20 protein-coding genes are annotated in these 20,192 nt (G+C 59.3%); 6 read left to right on the top strand and 14 right to left on the bottom strand.

All coding sequences use genetic code 11. The features are described from left to right. Positions 1-34: 34 nt before the first annotated feature. The 11 genes from K3178_RS12785 to K3178_RS12735 form a co-directional block, all read right to left on the bottom strand. A complete protein-coding gene (locus tag K3178_RS12785) occupies positions 35-412 on the bottom strand; it encodes a copper-binding protein (protein WP_247713782.1) in 378 nt (125 codons plus the stop codon). Beyond that, complete coding sequence (locus K3178_RS12780) at positions 394-3,558, bottom strand: efflux RND transporter permease subunit (protein WP_221571798.1); 3,165 nt, start codon at positions 3,556-3,558, stop codon at positions 394-396. The genes K3178_RS12785 and K3178_RS12780 overlap by 19 nt, the downstream gene beginning before the upstream one ends. After that, complete coding sequence (locus tag K3178_RS12775; RefSeq protein WP_034953519.1) at positions 3,555-5,048, bottom strand: efflux RND transporter periplasmic adaptor subunit; 1,494 nt, start codon at positions 5,046-5,048, stop codon at positions 3,555-3,557. The genes K3178_RS12780 and K3178_RS12775 overlap by 4 nt, the downstream gene beginning before the upstream one ends. Beyond that, a complete protein-coding gene (locus K3178_RS12770; RefSeq protein WP_034953521.1) occupies positions 5,045-6,280 on the bottom strand; it encodes a TolC family protein in 1,236 nt (411 codons plus the stop codon). The genes K3178_RS12775 and K3178_RS12770 overlap by 4 nt, the downstream gene beginning before the upstream one ends. A gap of 632 nt (positions 6,281-6,912) precedes the next feature. Then, entirely contained in the window at positions 6,913-7,401 is a 489-nt protein-coding gene (locus K3178_RS12765; RefSeq protein ID WP_034953522.1) for a DUF6692 family protein, read from the bottom strand. Next, positions 7,398-7,862 (bottom strand): DUF305 domain-containing protein, encoded by a 465-nt coding sequence (locus K3178_RS12760; RefSeq protein WP_370632317.1) that lies wholly within the window; start codon positions 7,860-7,862, stop codon positions 7,398-7,400. The genes K3178_RS12765 and K3178_RS12760 overlap by 4 nt, the downstream gene beginning before the upstream one ends. Positions 7,863-7,921: 59 nt before the next feature. Further along, on the bottom strand, positions 7,922-8,335 hold the full coding sequence (locus tag K3178_RS12755; protein ID WP_034953527.1) for a potassium channel family protein: 414 nt from the start codon (positions 8,333-8,335) through the stop codon (positions 7,922-7,924). Beyond that, a complete protein-coding gene (locus K3178_RS12750; protein ID WP_034953530.1) occupies positions 8,332-9,081 on the bottom strand; it encodes a glutaredoxin family protein in 750 nt (249 codons plus the stop codon). The genes K3178_RS12755 and K3178_RS12750 overlap by 4 nt, the downstream gene beginning before the upstream one ends. Positions 9,082-9,219: 138 nt before the next feature. Then, positions 9,220-10,545: an APC family permease gene (locus K3178_RS12745; RefSeq protein WP_034953532.1), complete on the bottom strand. Its 1,326-nt coding sequence runs from the start codon at positions 10,543-10,545 to the stop codon at positions 9,220-9,222. A 182-nt stretch (positions 10,546-10,727) separates the two neighbouring features. After that, the gene (locus K3178_RS12740) at positions 10,728-12,986 is read right to left on the bottom strand and encodes a copper-transporting P-type ATPase (protein WP_425594620.1); all 2,259 of its coding nucleotides are present in this window, start codon (positions 12,984-12,986) and stop codon (positions 10,728-10,730) included. A gap of 10 nt (positions 12,987-12,996) precedes the next feature. After that, complete coding sequence (locus tag K3178_RS12735; RefSeq protein WP_221571796.1) at positions 12,997-13,269, bottom strand: hypothetical protein; 273 nt, start codon at positions 13,267-13,269, stop codon at positions 12,997-12,999. Positions 13,270-13,315: 46 nt separating this feature from the next. On the opposite strand from K3178_RS12735, the gene K3178_RS12730 reads away from it, so the two are divergent. Continuing rightward, positions 13,316-13,660: a metal-sensitive transcriptional regulator gene (locus K3178_RS12730; protein ID WP_247713781.1), complete on the top strand. Its 345-nt coding sequence runs from the start codon at positions 13,316-13,318 to the stop codon at positions 13,658-13,660. 173 nt (positions 13,661-13,833) lie between these two features. On the opposite strand, the gene K3178_RS12725 is transcribed toward K3178_RS12730, so the two are convergent. Genes K3178_RS12725 through K3178_RS12715 form a run of 3 tightly spaced genes read right to left on the bottom strand, consistent with a single transcriptional unit; the run spans position 13,834 to position 15,559 of the window. Then, positions 13,834-14,298 carry a DUF411 domain-containing protein gene (locus tag K3178_RS12725; protein ID WP_034953541.1) on the bottom strand — a complete coding sequence of 155 codons (465 nt, stop codon included), beginning with the start codon at positions 14,296-14,298 and terminating at the stop codon, positions 13,834-13,836. Continuing rightward, a complete protein-coding gene (locus tag K3178_RS12720) occupies positions 14,295-14,984 on the bottom strand; it encodes a class I SAM-dependent methyltransferase (protein WP_221571795.1) in 690 nt (229 codons plus the stop codon). Before K3178_RS12720 ends, K3178_RS12725 begins: the two co-directional genes overlap by 4 nt. Beyond that, positions 14,984-15,559: a DUF2231 domain-containing protein gene (locus K3178_RS12715; protein ID WP_221571794.1), complete on the bottom strand. Its 576-nt coding sequence runs from the start codon at positions 15,557-15,559 to the stop codon at positions 14,984-14,986. The genes K3178_RS12720 and K3178_RS12715 overlap by 1 nt, the downstream gene beginning before the upstream one ends. Before the next feature lie 192 nt (positions 15,560-15,751). On the opposite strand from K3178_RS12715, the gene K3178_RS12710 reads away from it, so the two are divergent. The 5 genes from K3178_RS12710 to K3178_RS12690 are packed head-to-tail and all read left to right on the top strand — an operon-like array spanning position 15,752 to position 20,169. After that, complete coding sequence (locus tag K3178_RS12710) at positions 15,752-16,048, top strand: hypothetical protein (protein WP_034953544.1); 297 nt, start codon at positions 15,752-15,754, stop codon at positions 16,046-16,048. Positions 16,049-16,050: 2 nt separating this feature from the next. Next, positions 16,051-16,485: a periplasmic heavy metal sensor gene (locus tag K3178_RS12705; protein WP_034953545.1), complete on the top strand. Its 435-nt coding sequence runs from the start codon at positions 16,051-16,053 to the stop codon at positions 16,483-16,485. Positions 16,486-16,491: 6 nt separating this feature from the next. Next, on the top strand, positions 16,492-17,052 hold the full coding sequence (locus K3178_RS12700) for an RNA polymerase sigma factor (RefSeq protein WP_034953546.1): 561 nt from the start codon (positions 16,492-16,494) through the stop codon (positions 17,050-17,052). Between the two features lie 55 nt (positions 17,053-17,107). Further along, positions 17,108-18,916, top strand: a complete 1,809-nt coding sequence (locus K3178_RS12695) for a copper resistance system multicopper oxidase (protein WP_221571793.1) — start codon at positions 17,108-17,110, stop codon at positions 18,914-18,916. Beyond that, positions 18,913-20,169 carry a copper resistance protein B gene (locus tag K3178_RS12690; RefSeq protein ID WP_221571792.1) on the top strand — a complete coding sequence of 419 codons (1,257 nt, stop codon included), beginning with the start codon at positions 18,913-18,915 and terminating at the stop codon, positions 20,167-20,169. Before K3178_RS12695 ends, K3178_RS12690 begins: the two co-directional genes overlap by 4 nt. Positions 20,170-20,192: the final 23 nt, after the last annotated feature.

Genomic DNA, 20,192 nt, shown 5'->3' with positions numbered 1-20,192 from the left:
GTGACAATTTCCTCGCGGACGGGGCTTTTCAATTCTATTGCTTGGTCAGCGCGGTGATCGTGTTGCTTTCATCGGTCGCCTCGACCGTAAACTCGACTTTATCGCCAACGACCACATCGCCGCGCACCTCTTCGCTGGCGTCGAAAGCCATCACCATCTGAGGCCAACCCAGTTCGGCGACGGGTTCGTGATCGACGGTGAGCGTGCCTGCCTCGGCATCAATGGCGGTGACGGTGCCGACAGCGCTGGCCGTTCTTGTTCCCGCGCTCTCTTCCATCGCTGACATGTCGTGTCCTTCCATCGACATCTCGTCCGTCCCCATTTCGTCCATGGACTCCATTTCCTGCCCGCTGTCGCAAGCGGCGAGGGCCAAGGGCGCGGCCAGCAAGATGATTAGGTTTGAGGTACGCATTCGATTTCTCCTTTGGATTGTGTTGGCCGCTTGGGCTGTGGGCGCCGCATCAAGAGATATGCGGCGGGGATGACGAACATGGAAAGCAGTGGCGCAGTGATCATGCCGCCCACCATGGGTGCGGCGATGCGGCTCATGACTTCCGAACCTGCGCCGGTTCCAATCAGGATCGGGAAGAGACCGGCCAGAATAACGGCCACAGTCATCGCCTTGGGGCGGACGCGCAGGAGTGCGCCCTCCCTGATGGCTTCGCCCACGCCGTCCGCATCGAGTGCGCCTTTGCGCCGGGCGAGCGCGGACTTGAGGTAGATCAGCATGATGACGCCGAACTCGGCTGATACGCCGGCTAGGGCAATGAAACCCACCGATGTCGCGACAGACTGATTGTAGCCCATCAGGTAGAGGAGCCAGAAGCCGCCTGTGAGCGCGAAGGGCAGCGTACCCATGACGAGAAAAGCTTCGTCGAAGCGGCGGAAGATCAGGTAGAGAAGAACGAAGATGATGCCGAGCGTTGCTGGAATGACGACCTGCAGTCGCTCATTGGCGCGGGTGAGATATTCAAACTGGCCTGCGTAAGAAATGCTCACGCCCGCGGGCAGATCGACGCCCTCTGATACTGCTGCCTGAAGATCGCTTACGACCGAAGTCAGATCGCGCCCGCGCGTGTCGACATAAACCACGCTAATAAGACGTCCTTGCTCATTCTTGAGCATGGGCGGGCCATCGCTGACGCTCACCTGCGCGACGGTTCCGAGCGTGATTTGCTGCCCTGATGGGGTTAGCATAGGAAGCGCGCGCAGTTCTTCGACGCTGTCGCGGATTTCGCGCGGATAGCGCACGTTGATTGGATAACGGGCCAGCCCTTCGACGGTCCGTCCGATATTCGCACCGCCGATCGCGCCTGACACGATCTGCTGCACATCAGTGATGTTCAGACCAAAGCGCGCCGCAGCGACCCGGTCGATGTCCACGTCGACATAGCGGCCTCCGGACAGCCGCTCCGCCAAAGCGGAGCTGACGCCGGGAACCTGTTTAGCGACGTTTTCGACCTGCAACGCCACGCGCTCGATCTCGGCCAGGTCCTCGCCAGACACTTTTACGCCGATCGGGCTCTTGATACCGGTTGCAAGCATGTCGATGCGGTTGCGGATTGGCGGCACCCAGACATTGGCAAGCCCCGGCACCTGCACCGCACGGTCAAGCTCCTCGACGAGCTTTTCTGGCGTCATCCCGGGCCGCCACTCTTCGCGCGGCTTGAAGCGGATCGTGGTCTCAAACATCGTGAGGGGTGCTGTGTCGGTGGCCGTATCCGCACGGCCGGCCTTTCCGAATACCGTATCCACTTCCGGCACGGTTTTGATCAGCCGATCCGTACGCTGAAGCAATGCCGACGCTTCCCCAGGAGACAACCCGGGCAACGCGCTCGGCATGTACAAGAGGTCTCCTTCGTCGAGCGGCGGCAGGAACTCACCACCAAGACGGGTGAATGGGACCAGTGTTGTTAAAAATACGAGGCCTGCCACGACCAGAGTGGTCTTGGGGCGGCTGAGTACCCAATCGAGACCGGGCCGGTAGGCCTTGGTCAGGACACGATTGAGGAGGTTGGTATCCTCCTTGGGTATCTCGCCGCGGATCAGCCAGCCCATCAGTACAGGAACCAGTGTCACCGACAGGATCGCTGCCGCCGCCATCGCATAGGTCTTGGTAAAGGCCAGCGGCGAAAAGAGGCGCCCCTCCTGGGCCTGCAAAGTAAAGACCGGGAGGAACGAAAGCGTGATGATGAGAAGGCTGAAGAAAAGCGCTGGCCCCACCTCTTTCGACGCCTCCGCAATCAGCTTCCAGCGCTCATTGTTGGTCAGTTCCTCATCGGGATGTTCCTCTTCCCAATGCTCGATATGCTTGTGCGCATTCTCGATCATGACGATGGCGGCGTCGACCATCGCGCCAATGGCGATGGCGATCCCGCCCAAGGACATGATGTTGGCATCGACGCCCTGAAAACGCATCACGATGAAGGCGGCCAGAACCCCTAGCGGGAGCGTGACGATGGCGACGAACGCGGATCTGACGTGCCACAGGAACAGCGCGCATACGATCGCGACGATGATGAATTCGGCAATGAGTTTGCCGGTCAGATTATCGATCGAAGCGTCGATCAGCTTCGAACGATCATAGGTCGTGACAATCTCGACCCCTTCGGGAAGGCTTGCCTCGAGCACTTCCAGCCTCTCTTCGACAGCCGCGATGGTTGCGCGTGCATCCTCGCCTTGCCTCAGCACGACAATGCCGCCTGCGACCTCGCCTTCGCCATTGAGCTCGGCGATTCCTCGTCGCATTTCGGGGCCCAGCTGGATCGTGGCGACATCGGATAAGGTGACAGGGATACCGTTCCCAACGGATTTGAGCGGAATCTGCCTGAAGTCTTCCAAAGACGTTAGATAGCCTGAAGCGCGGACCATGAATTCCGCCTCACCCATCTCGACCACCGATCCGCCGGCCTCCTGATTGGACGCCTGGATTGCGCGCACGACATCGCTATGGGTGACGCCGAGCGAAGCCATCCGATAAGGTTCCAGTACGACCTGGTATTGCTTGACCATGCCGCCGACGCTGGCGACCTCGGCGATGCCCGGAATGGTCTGGAGCTCATAGCGCAGGAACCAGTCCTGAAGGCTGCGAAGGTCAGCCAGATCGCTGTTTCCTGTTCGGTCGACCAGAGCATACTCGTATATCCAGCCGACGCCCGTCGCGTCCGGCCCCAGCGAACTGGTTACTCCTTCGGGCAGCTCATTTTGCACCTGGTTGAGATATTCGAGTACGCGCGAACGTGCCCAGTAGAGGTCCGTCCCATCCTCGAATATCACATAGACGAAGCTGTCGCCGAACATCGAATAGCCGCGCACTGTTTCCGCGCCCGGCACCGACAGCATCGTGGTCGCAAGCGGGTACGTGACCTGATCCTCGACGATGCGCGGAGCTTGCCCCGGATAATTCGAGCGCACCACGACCTGCACGTCGGACAGGTCCGGGATTGCATCGACTGGCGTTGCCCGCACCGCCCAGAAGCCGGCCAGCGTGACTGCGATAGCTGCCAGAACGATGAAGAACCGATTGGCAATCGACGCGTCGATAATCCGCGCAATCATCGTTCGACCTTCCGAATGGACTCGATGCGCGGACCGGTGTCGGCTTGCGAGAATGTGAACTCGACATCATCGCCCGGCTCGAGACCCTCGACCAGAGAGGCGTCGGCTAGGGCGAAGGGCATGACCATGCTCGGCCACTCGAGTGCCGGCACCGGCGCGTGATTGAGAGTGATCGAAGCTCCGGCAATCTTCGTGATGCTTCCCGTGGCAGTGTAGGTTTTCATCTTTGCCGGGCCGTCGGATGCCATATCCATGCTTCCGTCGATCGACCTGACATCGATCCCGGCCAAACTCGCTTCGGAATCGATCAGGAACTGCCCGGATGTGACGACCTCTTCGCCTTCGGCAAGGCCTGCCAGGATCTCGGTCCTGCCATTCGCCTCGCGTCCGATTTCGACCTCTGCAGGCAGGAAGGCGCCTTCATCCTGTTTGAGCATCACAAGATTGCGGCGTCCGGTTCGAATGACCGCCTCCGACGGCACCAGCAGCGCACGACGCGTGTCGGGCGAAAGCGACACCTGCGCGAACATGCCCGGCTTCAGTCTGCCGCGGGGGTTCGGTAGTTCAGCCCGTACGGTGATCGTCCGGCTAGCTGCATCGGCGCTGGGCAAAATGGCGGTAATGCGCCCCGCAAATCGTTCATCGGGAAATGCTGCCAGAGTGGCGCTGACAGTCTGACCCTGCCGTACATTTGCTGCCTGTGTCTCGGGCACAGAGGCTTCCAGCCATATCGGGGAGAAGCCGGTAATCTCGGCCAGTGTCTGACCTTCCATCACCGTCATGCCTGGTCGCACGCCGAGCATGGTAACAGCGCCGCCCACAGGCGCCGCAACGGTGATTGTGGTTTGGGCACGGCGTGTTCGCTCGACAGACGCGATCATTGCATTGGTCATGCCGAGCAGGCGCATGCGTTGCCGCATGGCATCTGCGAGCGCTGCATCACCGGTATCCAGCACGGCGAGGTACTCGCGCTGCGCGCCGCCCCAGTCAGGGACCAGAATGTCGACGATGGGAGCGCCTCGACCCACCACGTCGTCCTTGGCAAGGCCGTAGGTTCGTTGGACATAACCGCCTGCTCTTGGCTGGACGATGGCCACGTCTCGGCTGTTGTAGGCCAGGACGCCCGTCACGGTGATTTCCGGCTCGAGAACTCCGAACTCGGCCGCTGCAGTGCGGATGCCGAAATTCTGGACCAGGCCGGGATCAATCCGCACGCCCGCTTCGGCCGCTTCTCCCGCGCACTTTGGAACCAGCATCATGTCCATGAAGGGCGACTTGCCGGGCTCGTCAAAGCGCTGTCCCGGCACCATCGGATCGTACCAGTAGAGCACCTCTTCGCACTCCGTCTCCGAGGAGCCCGACATCCCACCCTCGCTCTCACCTCCTAGGAGCGAGAGCGCGTATCCGACACCGAGGCTGACAAGCGCGACGGCTGTAATGATTGCATAGGTCCGTTTTGAAAGACCCGAGCTCTTGATCGCATCGCTCATGGCTGTTGCTCCCCATAGGTCAAGCGAAGCATTTCGGCCCATTCCACGGTCGCAGCTTCGCGTTCAAAGATTTCAAGATCGAGCAAAGCTAGATCCGCCTTTGCTGCAATCACGTCGATCAGGTCCGCGTTTCCGGCGGCGAAGCTCGCCGTCTCCAGTTCGACTCTCTGCCGGGCCAGAGGCAGCAATTCATCGCGCGCGCGTTCCCATTGGCGCTTCGCGCTGCGCCATGAGGCAAGATCGGACTCGAATTGGACTCGCAGCGCCCGCAATCGATCGTCGCGCTCCGCCTGTGCGGCGGCGGCCTCAGCTTCGGCGGCACGAATGCGCGGCTTTTGACGCCGATCGGTGAAGATGGGCAGGGTGACCGATCCCATGACGGAGAATGCATCACCGAAGGCAGGATCGCGCCGGCCATAATTCACACTGACTCCGAAATCGGGGCGCAAGTCAGCGCGCGCCAGGTCAGCGCTAGCCTCTGCTCGTCCGGTCGCTGCGTCGGCAAGACGGATGACGGGGTTGAAGTCCAGAGCTTGCTCAAGGCTGTCGCTGTCGACATTGGCCGCTGGCGCATTACCTGCGACCGCAGGGCTGTCCGTTCGAATGTAGCTCGAGAGCATGGCGCGTGCGGCATCTCTTTCGGCTTCAATTCTTGTGATCGCATCTTCGATGACCAGAAGCTCGCGGCGAATGGCGAGGCTTTCGGCCGGACGAGCCGATCCCGAAGCGACGGCGCTGTTCGCCACCGGCTGAAGCCTGCGCAGATCGCTGAGAGCCGTATGCGCGAAGGCGAGTTTTTCCTCCGCATAATACAGGTCGATCCAGGCAGTTGACGTGGCGATATCGATCCGCTGCTGCGCAACCCCAAATCGCATTTGCGCGAGCGCTACATCTGACTCCGCTACGTCTCGACGGGCTCTGCGCCGGGCCAGGTTCGGGATTGGTTGCTCAATGCCAACAGCAATCTGCGTTGGAAGCTGGCGATCAAACTCGAACGCTACTGGCCCTGTAATTGGCAAGTTTGCAATCCCGCCACGCAGCACAGGATCGGGCAGTTCATCTGCGGCTTCCGAGGCATCTCGCGTGCCGTCGATACGCAATTGCGCGGCCTGGAGCAGCGGCTGATCTTCGCGCGCTGCTCGCAAGGCTTCTTCATAGCCAATTGGCTGCGCAAGCACCACCTGCGCTGGCATCAGGGCGGCGGCAAGGATACCGCCTATGGACCGTTTCATGGAAAAATCTCACTTGATGTGCGTGCCGAGGTCCGGCGGCAATGACGGTGCATTGCAGCGCTGAGACCGCGCAATCAGAAGGGGCAATTCGCCTTCAGGTTATTCAATCAAGTCAGATTCGTGGAGGGGGGTAATCGGGCGCAGAAGCGCGACTGAGCAGAGGTGAGGTAATGTTCGACAAATACACAGGGCCGTCGGAAAATGGCTTAACAACATGCGAAGGCGCATCGCTCCCCACCCAAACAGCAGAAACCGCATTCATTGCCAGCAAGCAATCAACCGACATGTTCTCACACGGGGCGTCAGTATCATCGCCATGGTGATGAGCGGCCTCACCTTTTTCCGAGTGGTGCATCATCTGAGCGCAATCAGAAGCCAGCATCGGCTCTGTCTGAGGCATCGCAGCTGCTGTCGCTGACCCTTGGAAGATCAAGCCAAAACAGAGGAACAACGTCAGAAAGGTTCGATACAAAGCCATGCTTGGTCTTTACGCTAAATGCTAAGGTCTGGTTTCACAAGCCGCCCTGTCTCTTCTCTGCAAGAAAGGAGGCAGGGACCGCCTGCAGCGATCTCATGAGAGCCTGTCGCTAACGCGACATCAGGCCGCGCGATCATGATCAGCGCTCGCGGTTTCATGCACCTTCCGTCCCGCAAGTAGTATAGCCCCAGAAACCAAACTCATCAGAAGCACGAGGCGCGACGACGATCATTTCCTGCATACGGAGCCCAGCTGTGCCTTCATCATCCAGCAAGCGGGTGGTCACCCGAAGCTCGCCATTCGAATAGTTCCCTTGTTCATCTCTGGAGACCGGGATGAGCCGACCGTTGATCTTGATCGCTCCTTGCCCTTCGCTGTCATACACGAATGAGGGATAGGCGACCTCGGTGAGCCGGAATTGGCAATCGCCTTCTGCATCGAGGGCTGCCAGATCGGCATCAGTCATGGTTTCAGGAAGCATCAGCCCAGGGCTGAGATTGGCAAGCGCGGTGCTTGCATCTTCAATGGGAGCTGCTTGCACGGGCGGATCGAGATGTGCCTCGCGGTCGTTGCCGGGGGCGGTGTTTGTGTTGCACGCAGCGAGGCCAAGGGTCGCCAGGGTTAGGATAGCGGCGCTTCTCATTGCTGGATCTCCTCAGGCAAACGTTCTTCGGTCCGCGGACCGTTTTGTTCGATGTCGTCGATAAGGTATTTCATCTCAGCGATCTCCCGGCGCTGCGCGACGATGATCGCTTTCGCGAGTTCGCGCACACGGGGATCTTTGAGGCTTGCTCGCTCGCTGGTCATGATCGCGATGGAGTGGTGCGGGATCATGGCCGCCATGTATTCCGTGTCGTCGACCGTCGTCTGACTGCGAACAAGCCAGAGAGCGAGTGCCATGGTGAGCGCGCCGACGCCAACGATGATGAAGTTCTTGGTGCGATCCTTGTACATGCCCCACATGAAGAGGAGCATGACGATCATCATCATGCCGCCCATCACGAACGTCATCCAAAAGCGCGTTTCGCTCCAGAACAGATCGTCGGCGTCAAAGGTGTTCGAATACATCAGGAAAAACATGATCGCGGTCGATGTCGCGACCATGGCCATGAAACGCCAGTAATTGCCTCCTCCACCCTCGTGAGAGGAGTGCGATTTATCGGTCATTGTGTTTCTCCTTGTGTCATCATCTTCCAGAACAATTGGGCCGAGCAGCTAATCAAGGCGAAGCCTGTCAGGGCCTCGATTCCAGCGATCACCCTCAGGTGATCGGTGGGATAAATGTCTCCCAATCCGAGCGTGGTCACGTTGATGAGGGAGAAATAGAAGTAGTCCATCCAGGTCATGGCGTCCGGTGTGTCGAAGCTACCCAGCCCCCACGCGGTGCCGAACCAGAACCCAAAACCGAACAAGGCCGCAACCAGGAGGTGCGAGAACAGCACCATGAGCGAAACCGCCATCTTCGCAGAGAGATCGGTTCGCCTATCGACAAGTCTGTGCGCGGCACCAAGCGTCGTTAAGTGTGAGGCAATCGCCAACAAGAAGAGGGCAACCGAGAGAAGCAGGGCGCCAATCATGCAAAGGCCTTGAAGCCCATCCAAAGGCCCATACCAATCATGAACAGGTTCTCGGTCAGCGAGACGAAACCGAGCGGCACGTTGCTCCCGCCACCAACACAGGCACATTTCAATTCACGTTTATCGATATAGACAGCCTTGAAGACACTCACTGCGCCGACCGTCCCGATGAAGAGCGCGAGCGGTGCCGAAAGCCACGTCAAGGCGCCCGCAGTCATCAAAATTCCGGCGGCTGCCTCGCCGAAGGGATAGATAAAGGAATAGGGCACCCACCTTTGGGCGAGCAGGTCGTAGTTCAGGAACATCGTGGAGAAGCTGCGAACATCCTGCAGCTTTTGAAGCGCGAGCAGCGTCATAGAAAGGCTGACGAACCACTCGGCTGCACGGACAGTGAAAGGCGTTTCGAAGAACGACCAGCTTAGGCCAAGCCCCAGCAGCAGTGCGACCGCAAAAATCGCCACTACAGGCTGATAACTTGTCTCGCCTTCTTCGGGCTGCGAGCGGCTTTTCCCGAAGTGTTCGCGCACGTCGTCATAGCCGCCGATCCGATCTCCGTTGATGAAGGTTTGCGGTGTGGTTTCGACCTGATGCTTTTCCTTGAAAGCATCGGTCTCGTCCCTGCTCGTCAAGTGATGGTCTTCGACTTCGAAGCCCTGGCGCTTGAGAAGATCGACCGTCTTGATTCCATAGGGACAGGTGTGATCGTCCATCACCATCCGGTAAACTTTTGCAGTTTTCGTGGTCATTTAGGCCTCGTTTCATTCATTCCGACGTTGTGGATTCTTACCCAAACCGTCCGAAGAAGTTTCAAAATTGATGAAACTTTCCTCATGGTCTCGGCCGCGGTTGAGTGGCCGCCACCTTTCCTCAACAGAGATCTTGGGTTAGGAATCTTGCGCCTGCGACGATCTACGCGCGAGGTAGAACCACTCGGCGATGAACACAGCGCCAATTCCAAGAACGGCATAGAGGACGATCGCCGGATCGCTTTTCAGTTTGACCCATGTGAATGCGCTTAAAACCACCGCGTCTGCTGCGAGCGCGGCCAACAGAATGGATGCGCGCGCGCCGATTTCCTCACGCAGGTTTCGAAACACCCCCCAGTGCACGAGCATGTCCATTACAAGGTAGAAGAAGGCGCCCAAGGCGGCGATGCGAGAGAGGTCGAAGAGCACCGCAAGAGCGCCTGCAACGACCACCGTATAGACAAGCATATGGCTGCGTATGCCGCCACTCATTCCGAAATGGCTATGCGGGATCATCTCCATCTCGGTCAACATGGTCAGCATTCGTGACACGGCGAAAACGCTGGCGATGACACCAGAAGCCGTAGCGGTGATCGCGATTGCGACGGTGAAGTAAAAGCCGAGGTCTCCCAACGCGGGTTCTGCAGCAGCAGCGAGCGAATAGTCACGCGCCTCCACGATCTGGGCGATCGAGAGACTTGAGCCTACAGCAACCGCGACCAGCAAATAGACAACGACGCAAACCGCGATCGAAATCATTATCGTGCGGCCGACATTGCGGTGGGGATCGACAATCTCGCCCCCGCTATTGGTTATCGTGGTGAACCCCTTAAACGCCAGGATCGAGAACGCTACCGAAGCTAACAGAGCCTCGCCGCTAGACGTCGTGGCAGGTTCGCTGAACGCGCCCGAGGCAAAGCCGCTGACCCAGATTGCAGCTATAGCAAACACGGCGATCCCGCCGATCTTGATAGCTGACATGACCAAGGAGAACCCGCTGACGGATCGATTTCCAGCGGCGTTCACAAGGTAGGCGAAGACGATCAGCCCCAGCGCCAGGACTGAAACCAGCAAACCGTTTTGTTCCAACTCGAACGGCCGCAGAGCATAAGTGGCGAAAGTGCGAGCGACGAGGCTTTCGTTGATAACCATCGACAGCGCCATCAGGAGCGAGGCCGATGCGGCAACAACGCCGGGGCCGTACGCCTTTTGGAGGATCATCGCGATGCCGCCGGATGAAGGCCAGCGGTTCGACATCTTGATGTAGCTGTATGCGGCAAGCGACGTGACAAGCGCGCCGGCGATGAATGATAGAGGGAAGAGCGGCCCGGCCAGTTCCGCGATCTGGCCCGTCAGGGCAAAGATACCGGCGCCAATCATCACGCCCGTGCCCATCGCGACACCGCCAAGAAGGCTTATTGAGCCAGTGCCGCTCGTCTGGTCGTCGTGCTCGTGCGTTTGCAAAACAGTCCCCGTGATTCGCCTCAAGGCGGGCGAAGGTTTCAAGACCCGGTACGAATATTTCGATCGCATCCCTCAAGAAATTTTCGAGCAATCAATATCTTCTGGATAAAGACTCGCTTATCAGGGCTGGATATTCACCACATTGGCCACAGGTGTGACTGCGCAATGCTGCCCCATGCTGGTCAGAGCTTTGCGCCGCGCAGGCGAAGCGAATTGACCACCACTGAGATCGAGGATGCGCTCATCGCAAAGGCCGCGAACATCGGGCTGATCAGGATGCCAAAGAAAGGATAGAGCAAACCTGCGGCGATCGGCACGCCTAAAGCATTATAAATCAATGCAAAGAACAGGTTTTGGCGAATGTTCCGCATCGTAACCTGCGCGAGCCTGCGCGCGCGCACAATGCCGTCGAGATTGCCCCTCACCAGGGTAATACCCGCACTCTCGATCGCAACATCGGCTCCGGTGCCCATCGCGATGCCGACATCGGCTTGCGCAAGCGCCGGCGCGTCGTTGACCCCGTCTCCTGCCATCGCAACCTTGGTGCCTTTCATTTGCAAATCGCGGATGAGCTTGGCCTTATCCTCGGGCAATACGCCTGCTCTTACCTCATCGATACCGAGACGGGCCGCGACCGCTTGTGCGGTGCGTTCATTGTCGCCTGTAGCCATGATGATCGTGAGACCGAGTTCATGAAGCGAACGGATCGCATCCGGGGTTGATTCCTTGATCGGATCGGCAACGGCAACGAGCCCTGCGATCTGGCCGCCAACGACCACGAACATCACGGTTTCACCGTCATCGCGCCGGACATTGGCTTGTTCGCTCAGCGATCTGCCATCAAGGCCCATATCGGTGATGAGTGCGAGGTTGCCGAGCGCAACCGATTTGTCGGCCACGCGGCCAATCACGCCCTTGCCGGTAATCGCTTCGAAATCCTCCGCGCTTGCAAGCTCGAGACCGCGCTCTTCGGCTCCGCGGACGATCGCTTCTGCAAGCGGATGCTCGGACCCGCGTTCGAGCGAGGCCGCCAAGCGCAACAGCTCCGTTTGTTCAAACCCTGGCTCGGCGGTGACAGCAACCAGTCTGGGCTTTCCTTCGGTGAGCGTACCGGTCTTGTCGACAATCAGCGTGTCGATGGTTTCGAAGCGCTCGAGCGCTTCGGCGTTCTTGATGAGCACTCCGACCTGAGCGCCTCGGCCGGTTGCAGTCATGATCGACATCGGTGTTGCAAGACCAAGAGCGCACGGGCAGGCAATGATCAGAACGGCAACAGCTGCTACCAGCGCGTAGGCCAAGGCAGGCTGCGGTCCCCAGACAGCCCAAGCGATGAAAGCGAGGATGGCAATCGCAATGACTGCCGGAACGAACAGTCCAGCGACCTTATCGGCGTATTTCTGAATTGGTGCGCGCGAGCGCTGAGCGGCGGCGACCATATCGACGATCTGTGCAAGCATCGTATCGGAGCCGACGCGCTTAGCCTCGATCACGAGACTGCCCGTACCATTGATTGTTGCACCTGTGACGCCGTCCCCTTCGACTTTCTCCACCGGAACGGGCTCGCCGGTAATCATGCTTTCATCGATTGATGAGCGCCCCTTGAGAACCACGCCATCGACCGGGACTTTGTCGCCCGGTCTCACTCTGATCCTGTCGCCGACAACGACCTCTTCGAGCGGGATTTCATCCTCGGTGCCATTGTCCCTGATCACACGGGCTGTCTTAGCAGCGAGATCGAGCAGCGCACGAATGGCTTTGCCGGTGCCTTCACGGGCACGCAGCTCCATCACCTGGCCTAGCAGGACCAGAGTTACGATGACCGCTGCCGCTTCGAAATAGACACCCACGTGGCCTTCGGCATCGCGAAAGCCGTCGGGAAAAATATCGGGGGCAACAATCGCTGCAACACTGAATATCCAAGCCGCGCTGACGCCCATCGCGATGAGCGAGAACATGTTGAGGTTCCAAGTCCTGAACGAGTTCCAACCCCGTTCAAGAAACGGCCATCCGCACCACAGAACAACAGGGGTTCCCAAGACGAATTCGGTCCACAAGGTGGCGCGCTCGCCCAGAATGTCGCGCACTCCTGGCCAGCCCAGAAATGGCCCCATTGTGAGCACCAGCAGTGGGAGTGTGAGCACCGCGCCGATCCAGAACCTTCTGGTAAAGTCGACGAGTTCGGGGTTGGGGCCCTCTTCGACCATAGCGGCCGATTCAAGTTCGAGCCCCATGCCGCAAAGCGGACACGAACCCATTTTGGGTTGGCGAACCTGGGGGTGCATCGGGCAGGTGTAAACCGGGCCTTCATAGTCCGCTGGAACGGCGTCGTATCGTCCGTCGTCAGCTGCCGCGGTGTCACCATGTTGATGCGCGCAATGAGCGTGGTCCATTATCGGCTCCGTTCGTTCATATGATGCTACCGAGCTTGCGGATAGCGAGATGCAATCAGTGCTATCGGTTGCGAGCTCGGAAGAAGCGGTAGAGCGGCACGGCCAGCCCCGCGATGTACCAACCGTAAAGAAAGCTGCCGATCGCCCCGGCGATGAAACCGGTCAGCGTGAGCCATTCAAACCCAGGGAGCCACGGCGCCCAGGCCTCGTGCATGCGGAATTGCGCAGGGGCGAGCAACCCAAAACCAATGCAGATGAGGTAGCTGGCGAGAAGGAAGGCGCTCAGCGTCCATCCCCAAGTCATGATCGAGGCTCTCAAAGGCGTATCAGACATTATAAGCTCCAATTGAAATATACTATAGGGGGGTATAGTATTTGCGATGCAGGATTGCAAGCGTCTAGGATTTGGGGGATTGGTCTCGGCCAACGGAGAAACGACCATGAGCGACAAAAAAAGCAGCAAATTTGCGAACACCATAACCCGCATGCGACGTGTCGAAGGGCAGGCTCGCGGTATTGTCAAAATGATGGAGGAAGACCGCTATTGTGTGGATATTCTCCAGCAGATCATCGCGCTCGAAGCGGCGGCGCGGCAAGCGCGTATCAAGGTCCTCGACATTCACGCCCGACATTGCATCGAAGAAGCGATCGCTTCGGACGATAAGGCCGATCAGTCGGAGAAAGTCGCCGAACTTGTCGCATTGGTCGAAAAGATGGCCAAATAGATATCGGTTACGCCGCCAAGGCATGGGGATTTGGAGGGGAAGGACCCTGGCGGCGTTTCGCATCAGTGATGATCGTGACCCGCTCGCGGCTTGTCCTCCTCCGCCGTCTCTCGTGCTCGTCATTTTTATCGCCGTAAGATATCTCGTCGTGTTTCTCCGATAGGGTTTGAGTTTCAGGGGTAGGATGCGAACACGCTTTGGCCGCTAGGTCCAAAGGCGATCACATCGAATGGCTGAATCCGGTTTTCGAATTCCATGCCGGGCGAGCCGACGGGCATGCCGGGAACGGCCAGCCCGGTGACGCCCTCCGGCCGTTCGCGCAGCAATCGTTCGATCGCATCTGCCGGTACATGGCCCTCGATCATGTAGCCCTCGATTTCCATCGTGTGGCACGACCAGAGCTCTTGCGGCACGCCGCGCTCGGTTTTGATCCGTGCCATTTCGGTCGTATCGACCGAGGTCACCTCGGCATCCGTTTTGTGCTCGACGTGATCAGCCCATTTCAGGCAACAACCGCAATTGGGATCGCGGAACATCGTGTAGGTCGCAGCCTGGGCAGCGTTTGAGCAGGCTGCCAGCAACAACAATGCGGATGCCACAAGCGACCTTTTAGGTAGGACCAAAAACCGGATTTTCATGAGTCGGGGACCTTCTTGGTGTATCCGCGCCAAAGCAAAATCGCCCCGGTTGCGGTGGGAAAAACTCGCAGGCGTTCAGCATCCTCGAAGATTTCTTGCAGATGTTCTTCGATGAGCCCGTCCGCATTGGGCTGGGTATCCTCGATCCCGTCGAGCTGTTGGACGGTCATTCTGAAAAGCCGACGCATCAGCGGCGGTTCCTGACGCATATAGTCGGCGATCAACACCATGCCGCCAGGCGTTAGCAACGCCGAGATTTGTTCGAGGATTGCGCGCTTCTGCTCAGGGGAGACTTGGTGAAGAACGAGGCTGCTTATGATCTTGTTCGGTTGCCAACCCCGACCGAGGTCGAGGGTGTCAAGAAAGCCATTGTGCCACTGGATCATGTGAGAGACGCTGCCGCATTTGCGCTCGGCGATTGCTAAGACGTCAGGGTCTGGTTCGACACCGAGGTATTCAGCAGGCGGGCAGCTCGACATCATCTGACGCAGAAGGGTGCCGGTTCCGCTGCCGACATCGATCACCTTGTCGAAGGGCTTGAGGTCGGCGGCGCGGACCGCGGCGTCGCGCCAGACATGCTCGCGGGTCAACAGCGCGATCGCTGCATCGTATACCGGCGTGAGCCAAACCTTGCCCAGGGCCGGAGTGAAACTGCGATCTCCCCTTGGCAGGCTCGTATCACGCATCACATGACCCCCATATGGTTGGGGCCATGAACCATTTCGCCGCCGTAATAGCCTTGGACGATGAGCGCCCCGGCGATGATGGCCAGCACCAGTCTGAGCCACCAACGGTTTTTGCCCGGTGAACTCAGCCACCAGGCTAACAGACCGGCGGCCGCAATCGCAGTGCCATTCCAACGATGGATGGCCAACGTCTCGGATCGGTCAGAAAGTCGCCAGCCCGCTGCGAACCAGCCAAAAGCGGCGGTGCCAAGTCCGCCAATTGCACCTGCGGCCACCAGAAAACGAACCGTGGTTTGAAGGCCCAGGCTGGGCCTGAGGATCAGGCCGAACTCCGTGAGCGCAGCGACCAGAAAGAGCGCGATCGGGAAATGGGCTGCAATCGGATGCAGTCTGGCCAATAGATCACTGAACGAGGTAAGGCGGTTCTCCTCGATCTTTTGTTGCATCATCTGGTCGGCCGACATGCTGTGTTCGGCGCTCGCACTATGGCTGTGTGCAATTGCTCCACCAGTGCCGTGATTGGTTTTTGCATCAGTGGAGCTGGCTTCCATCATCACCATCTCTTCATCGGACATGTTTGATTTATGACCTTCGTGCGCGCCGAGAGGCGCTGCCAAAAAGGTCGCGATCAGAAGAGCAAGGAAGGTCAGATGTCGCCGGGTTTGCATAACCTTGATACGCAGTCGCTGAGCCTAGCCCTCAAATTTCTTTAAGGGCTTGCGCGAAGTTCAGCGTATAGCTGTGTGTATCGCTACAAAGAGTATAACATGACCAAGCACCCTTCTTTCGATGCCGCGCTGGCATCGCTGGCTCAGCAAACCGGTTCGAGCGACCCCCATCAGCTCATGGATGGGGTGTGGCACCGGGCTGGAGAGTTGGGCGTAATCGCTGAGAGGCGCCGGCGCGCAGCGCTTTTCTCCGGATTGTTCGTCGTCGGTCTGGGCGCAGGGTTCGGAGCGAGTGAGGTCCCGCGCAACCTCGATGCTTCGGCAAAGCTTGCTGTCGCCAGTTTTGATTCCGGCGAAAGGCTGTCTCCGGCAGCCCTTCTGGAAGGCGGGCGCTAGAATTGAAGACGCAGCATATACTCTTCGCCATCCTGCTTGCAGCGCTCGCTGGTTGCCTCGGTGCCTTTGCATCGGATTATTGGCGCGACGGGGAACCAAGCGGCGGATTGCACCAGTTCGTTCATGATGAACTAGAGCTTAGCCCCGAGCAAAACTCACGGCTTGAAGCCTTGGAAAGCCGCTATGCCGTAGAAAAATCAGAACTGGAAGCCTCGCTGCGCGCGGCCAATGCCCGGCTCGCAAGGGCAATGGAGGCCGAACACGAATACGGCCCCGAAGTGAGCGCCGCGATCGATGACGTCCACGAGAAGATGGGCGCACTCCAGAAAGCGACCGTGCGCCATGTCTTCGATATGCGCGAACTGCTCGACCCGGACCAAAAGCTTTTGTTCGACCGTCAGGTCTCCGATGCTCTGACCAACGCTCCGCGCGACTGATCGACCGTGTCTTCGCACGGAAGCGACCACGAGCAGGAGTTGGTCCGGCAGTCTGTCGAGGGAAGCAGAGCCGCGTTCACTGCGCTGGTTGAGCCACATATTGGCCGACTGCTGACCCTCGCGACGCGTATGCTTGGAAGCCAACCACAGGGCGAAGACGCTGTCCAGGACGGCCTGGCATCGGTTTGGGTCGCGAGGCATCGCCTCGACCCTGAAAGACCAGTCGGCCCCTATCTGACTACGGTGGTCCTCAATAAGTGCCGCGACCGGCTCAGAACCAGAAAAGCGAAACGTTACTTTGGACTGGTGTCGGCAGACGATGCAGCTCTCGTCGCGGATGAAAGTCCCGATCCGGAAAACCGCGCGGCGGCCCGTCAGGAACTGAGCTTGCTTAGAGCCGAAATCGAACGGCTCCCGGTCCGGCTGCGCGAAGCCCTTGTGCTGGTGAGTATCGATGGGCGCAGCCAGGCAGAAGCGGCAAGTCTGCTAGGCGTGAGCGAGAAAGCGATCGAGACCCGCGTCTACCGGGCAAGGCAGCGCCTGCGCGAAAAATTCGAGAAGTTCTGAGGGATTAGGTCCTTCCGTTCGTAACGGAAGGAAACCCCTCAGGAGCCTTTTTAGGATGACAATCGTAAATCGCAGAAAATTCCTCGGCACAAGCGCTGGCGGCTTGGGCTTGCTTGGTCTCAGCGTCGCCATGCCCGCTTGGGCGCGCGGCGCGGATATCTCGGCGGGAAATGCCCGCAAAGGGCTGGACGAAGTGTCCGGGCCGAATATCGACCTCACCGTTGCGCGGTCGGCCTTCGCGACGGGTAACAGGCGCGGCGGTGCCATTGCCGTCAACGGCACTATCCCCGGCCCGCTGTTGCGCTTGCAGGAAGGTACGACAGTCCGGCTCAATGTGCACAACCAACTCCAGGAAGATACCTCGATCCACTGGCATGGCCTGCTCGTGCCGTTTCAGCTAGATGGCGTGCCGGGCGTGAGCTTCCCCGGCGTCAAGCCGGGAGAAACCTTCACCGCAGAATTCCCGGTTCGTCAGGCGGGCACCTATTGGTGGCACTCGCATAGCGGCCTGCAGGAACAGGCCGGACACTACGGCGCGATCGTGGTCGATCCGGAAGGGCCCGATCCGGTTCAGGCTGACCGCGAATATATCGTGGTTCTGAGCGAGTTCAGCGCCATGTCCCCGCACACGATTTTCGACAAACTGAAGAAGGGCGAAGGCTACTTCAACTACAATCAGAACACCTGGACCGACGACTACCCGCTTTCGGGTGAGGATCGCCGGATGTGGGCGAAAATGCGCATGATGCCGACCGACATCCTCGACGTGTCGAGCGCGGCTTACACCTACCTTCTCAACGGTCATGGCCCGCTCGACAATCTGGAATACCTTTTCCGGCCTGGCGAACGCGTGCGGCTGCGCTTCATCAATGCCGGCGCCATGACCTTCTTCAACATCCGTATTCCCGGCCTGCCGATGACTGTCGTGCAGGCGGACGGGAAGGATGTCGAACCGGTCGAGGTCGACGAGTTCCAGATTGGCGTTGCCGAGACATATGATGTCGTCGTTACGCCGGGCGAACAACAAGCTTACACACTGGTGGCGGAATCCATGGACCGCTCGGGCATGGGGATCGCCACGCTTGCGAGCGCACCCGGTGCGCGCGCCGCAATTCCGCCCCTGCGCGATCCGCCGCTCTTGACCATGGCAGACATGGGAATGAGCGGTATGGATCACGGCTCGGGCGGCGATGCCGGCATGTCGGGAATGGACCACGGCAATGGCGGCGACATGGCGGGGATGGATCACGGTTCCTCCGGCGATACCGAAATGGTTGGCATGGCCGGCATGTCGGGCATGAAAATGCGCGATACCTCGCGCTTGCCGCCCGATGTGAAGGTGGGGCCGGGTCTCGACATGGTGTCGATGAATCCGGTCGACCGAATGGGCGATCCCGGCATCGGTCTTGCCGATGTTCCCCATCGAACGCTCGACTACCGCAAGCTTCGCGCACTGGTGCCGAACAAGGATCCGCGAACTCCTTCACGGCGGATGGAAATACACCTCACCGGCAACATGGAGCGCTACATGTGGTCGTTCGACGGCAAGAAGTTCTCCGCCGTCTCCGACGAACCGATCCGCTTTGCCTATAACGAGCGCGTGCGCGTGAAGCTAATCAACGATACGATGATGGCGCACCCCATCCACCTCCACGGCCATTTTTTCGAATTGGTCAATGGCGCGCCTGGAGACCGCCAACCGCTCAAACACACGGTTGTCGTGCAGCCGGGCGGCAGCGCGCAGTTCGACCTGACGGCGGACGAGACGGGCGACTGGGCTTTCCACTGTCACCTACTCTACCACATGCATGCCGGTATGTTTCAAATCGTTACCGTTGCCAACCCAGATGGGAGCACAGCATGAAGACTCCTGTCTTTAGCTCGCTCGCCTCGGTTGCGGCCGTTTCAGTTGTTGCGGTGCCCGCCGCGGCGCAGGATCACAATCATTCAGCAATGGCGCAGCAGAAGGGTGCCGGGCCGCAGGCCGCTGCCAAGACAAAGTGCGAGCAAGAAGCCGAGCCCCATCGCGCGATGGGGCATCAGGTAGCCGAAGATGGATGCGGACCCGCTGCCCAGCCTGAAGCTGCCACGGACCACCCTAGCATAGATCATTCTACCATGGATCATGGTTCGATGACCGCTCAGGATGATCAGTCGAGCATGACGATGCCGATGGATGCTGCCGGTCCAAGTTCGTCCTCCGCGGGCCACGCGGAAATGGATCACGGCTCGATGCCGCAGGCGGACGCCGACAGCTCGTCGATGGATCACGGGCAGATGGATCATAGCCAGATGAACCATGGGCAGACGGGCACGCAGGACATGCAGGGCATGGACCACTCGGCGATGCAGATGGGCTCGGACGATGATATCCGGTTGCTGCCGCCTCCTCCCGAGGCAGGTAGCGGCCCCGCGCGTGCGGCAGCTTCTATCTGGGGCGAGGACGCCATGGACGAAGCGCGGCGCGAACTCATCCGCGAGACCGATGGTGGCATCCAATTCTGGTTCCAGGGCGACCGGCTAGAATTCCGCGCCCGCGAAGGGGGCGACGGTTATCTTTGGGATGTTCAGGGCTATTATGGCGGCGATATCGACAAGTTCTGGTTCAAGTCGGAAGGCGAGGGCAGCTTCGGGGAGTCCATCGAGGGTGCCGAGGTCCAGGCGCTCTGGAGCCGCGCCATTGCACCCTTCTTCGATTTTCAAGCCGGTGTCCGCCAGGATCTGACTGGCCCCGAGCGCACCCATGCAGTGATCGGTATCCAAGGGCTCGCGCCTTACCAGTTCGAAGTCGATGCCGCAGTTTTCGTCTCCACCAAAGGCGATGTGATCGCACGGATCGAGGCTGAACTCGACCAGCGCATCACGCAGCGACTGATCCTCCAACCGAGAGCCGAACTCGCGCTTTCTGCGCAGGACATTTCGGAGCTGGGCATCGGTGCCGGTCTCGACCGGATCGAGGCGGGCCTGCGTCTGCGATACGAGTTCGCACGTGAGTTCGCACCCTATGTCGGCGTTTCGCAGGAATGGCGCATCGGCGGCAGCGAGGATTTTGCGCGGGCCGTCGGAGAGGATCCAAGCGTCACCAATTATGTCGTCGGCGTAAGGTTCTGGTTCTGAATGTATAGAGAAGGAATACAAGA

The sequence above is a fragment of the Qipengyuania sphaerica genome, from assembly GCF_019711595.1.
Taxonomy (GTDB): Bacteria; Pseudomonadota; Alphaproteobacteria; order Sphingomonadales; family Sphingomonadaceae; genus Qipengyuania; species Qipengyuania sphaerica.
This window is presented reverse-complemented; position numbering and strand designations above follow the sequence as displayed.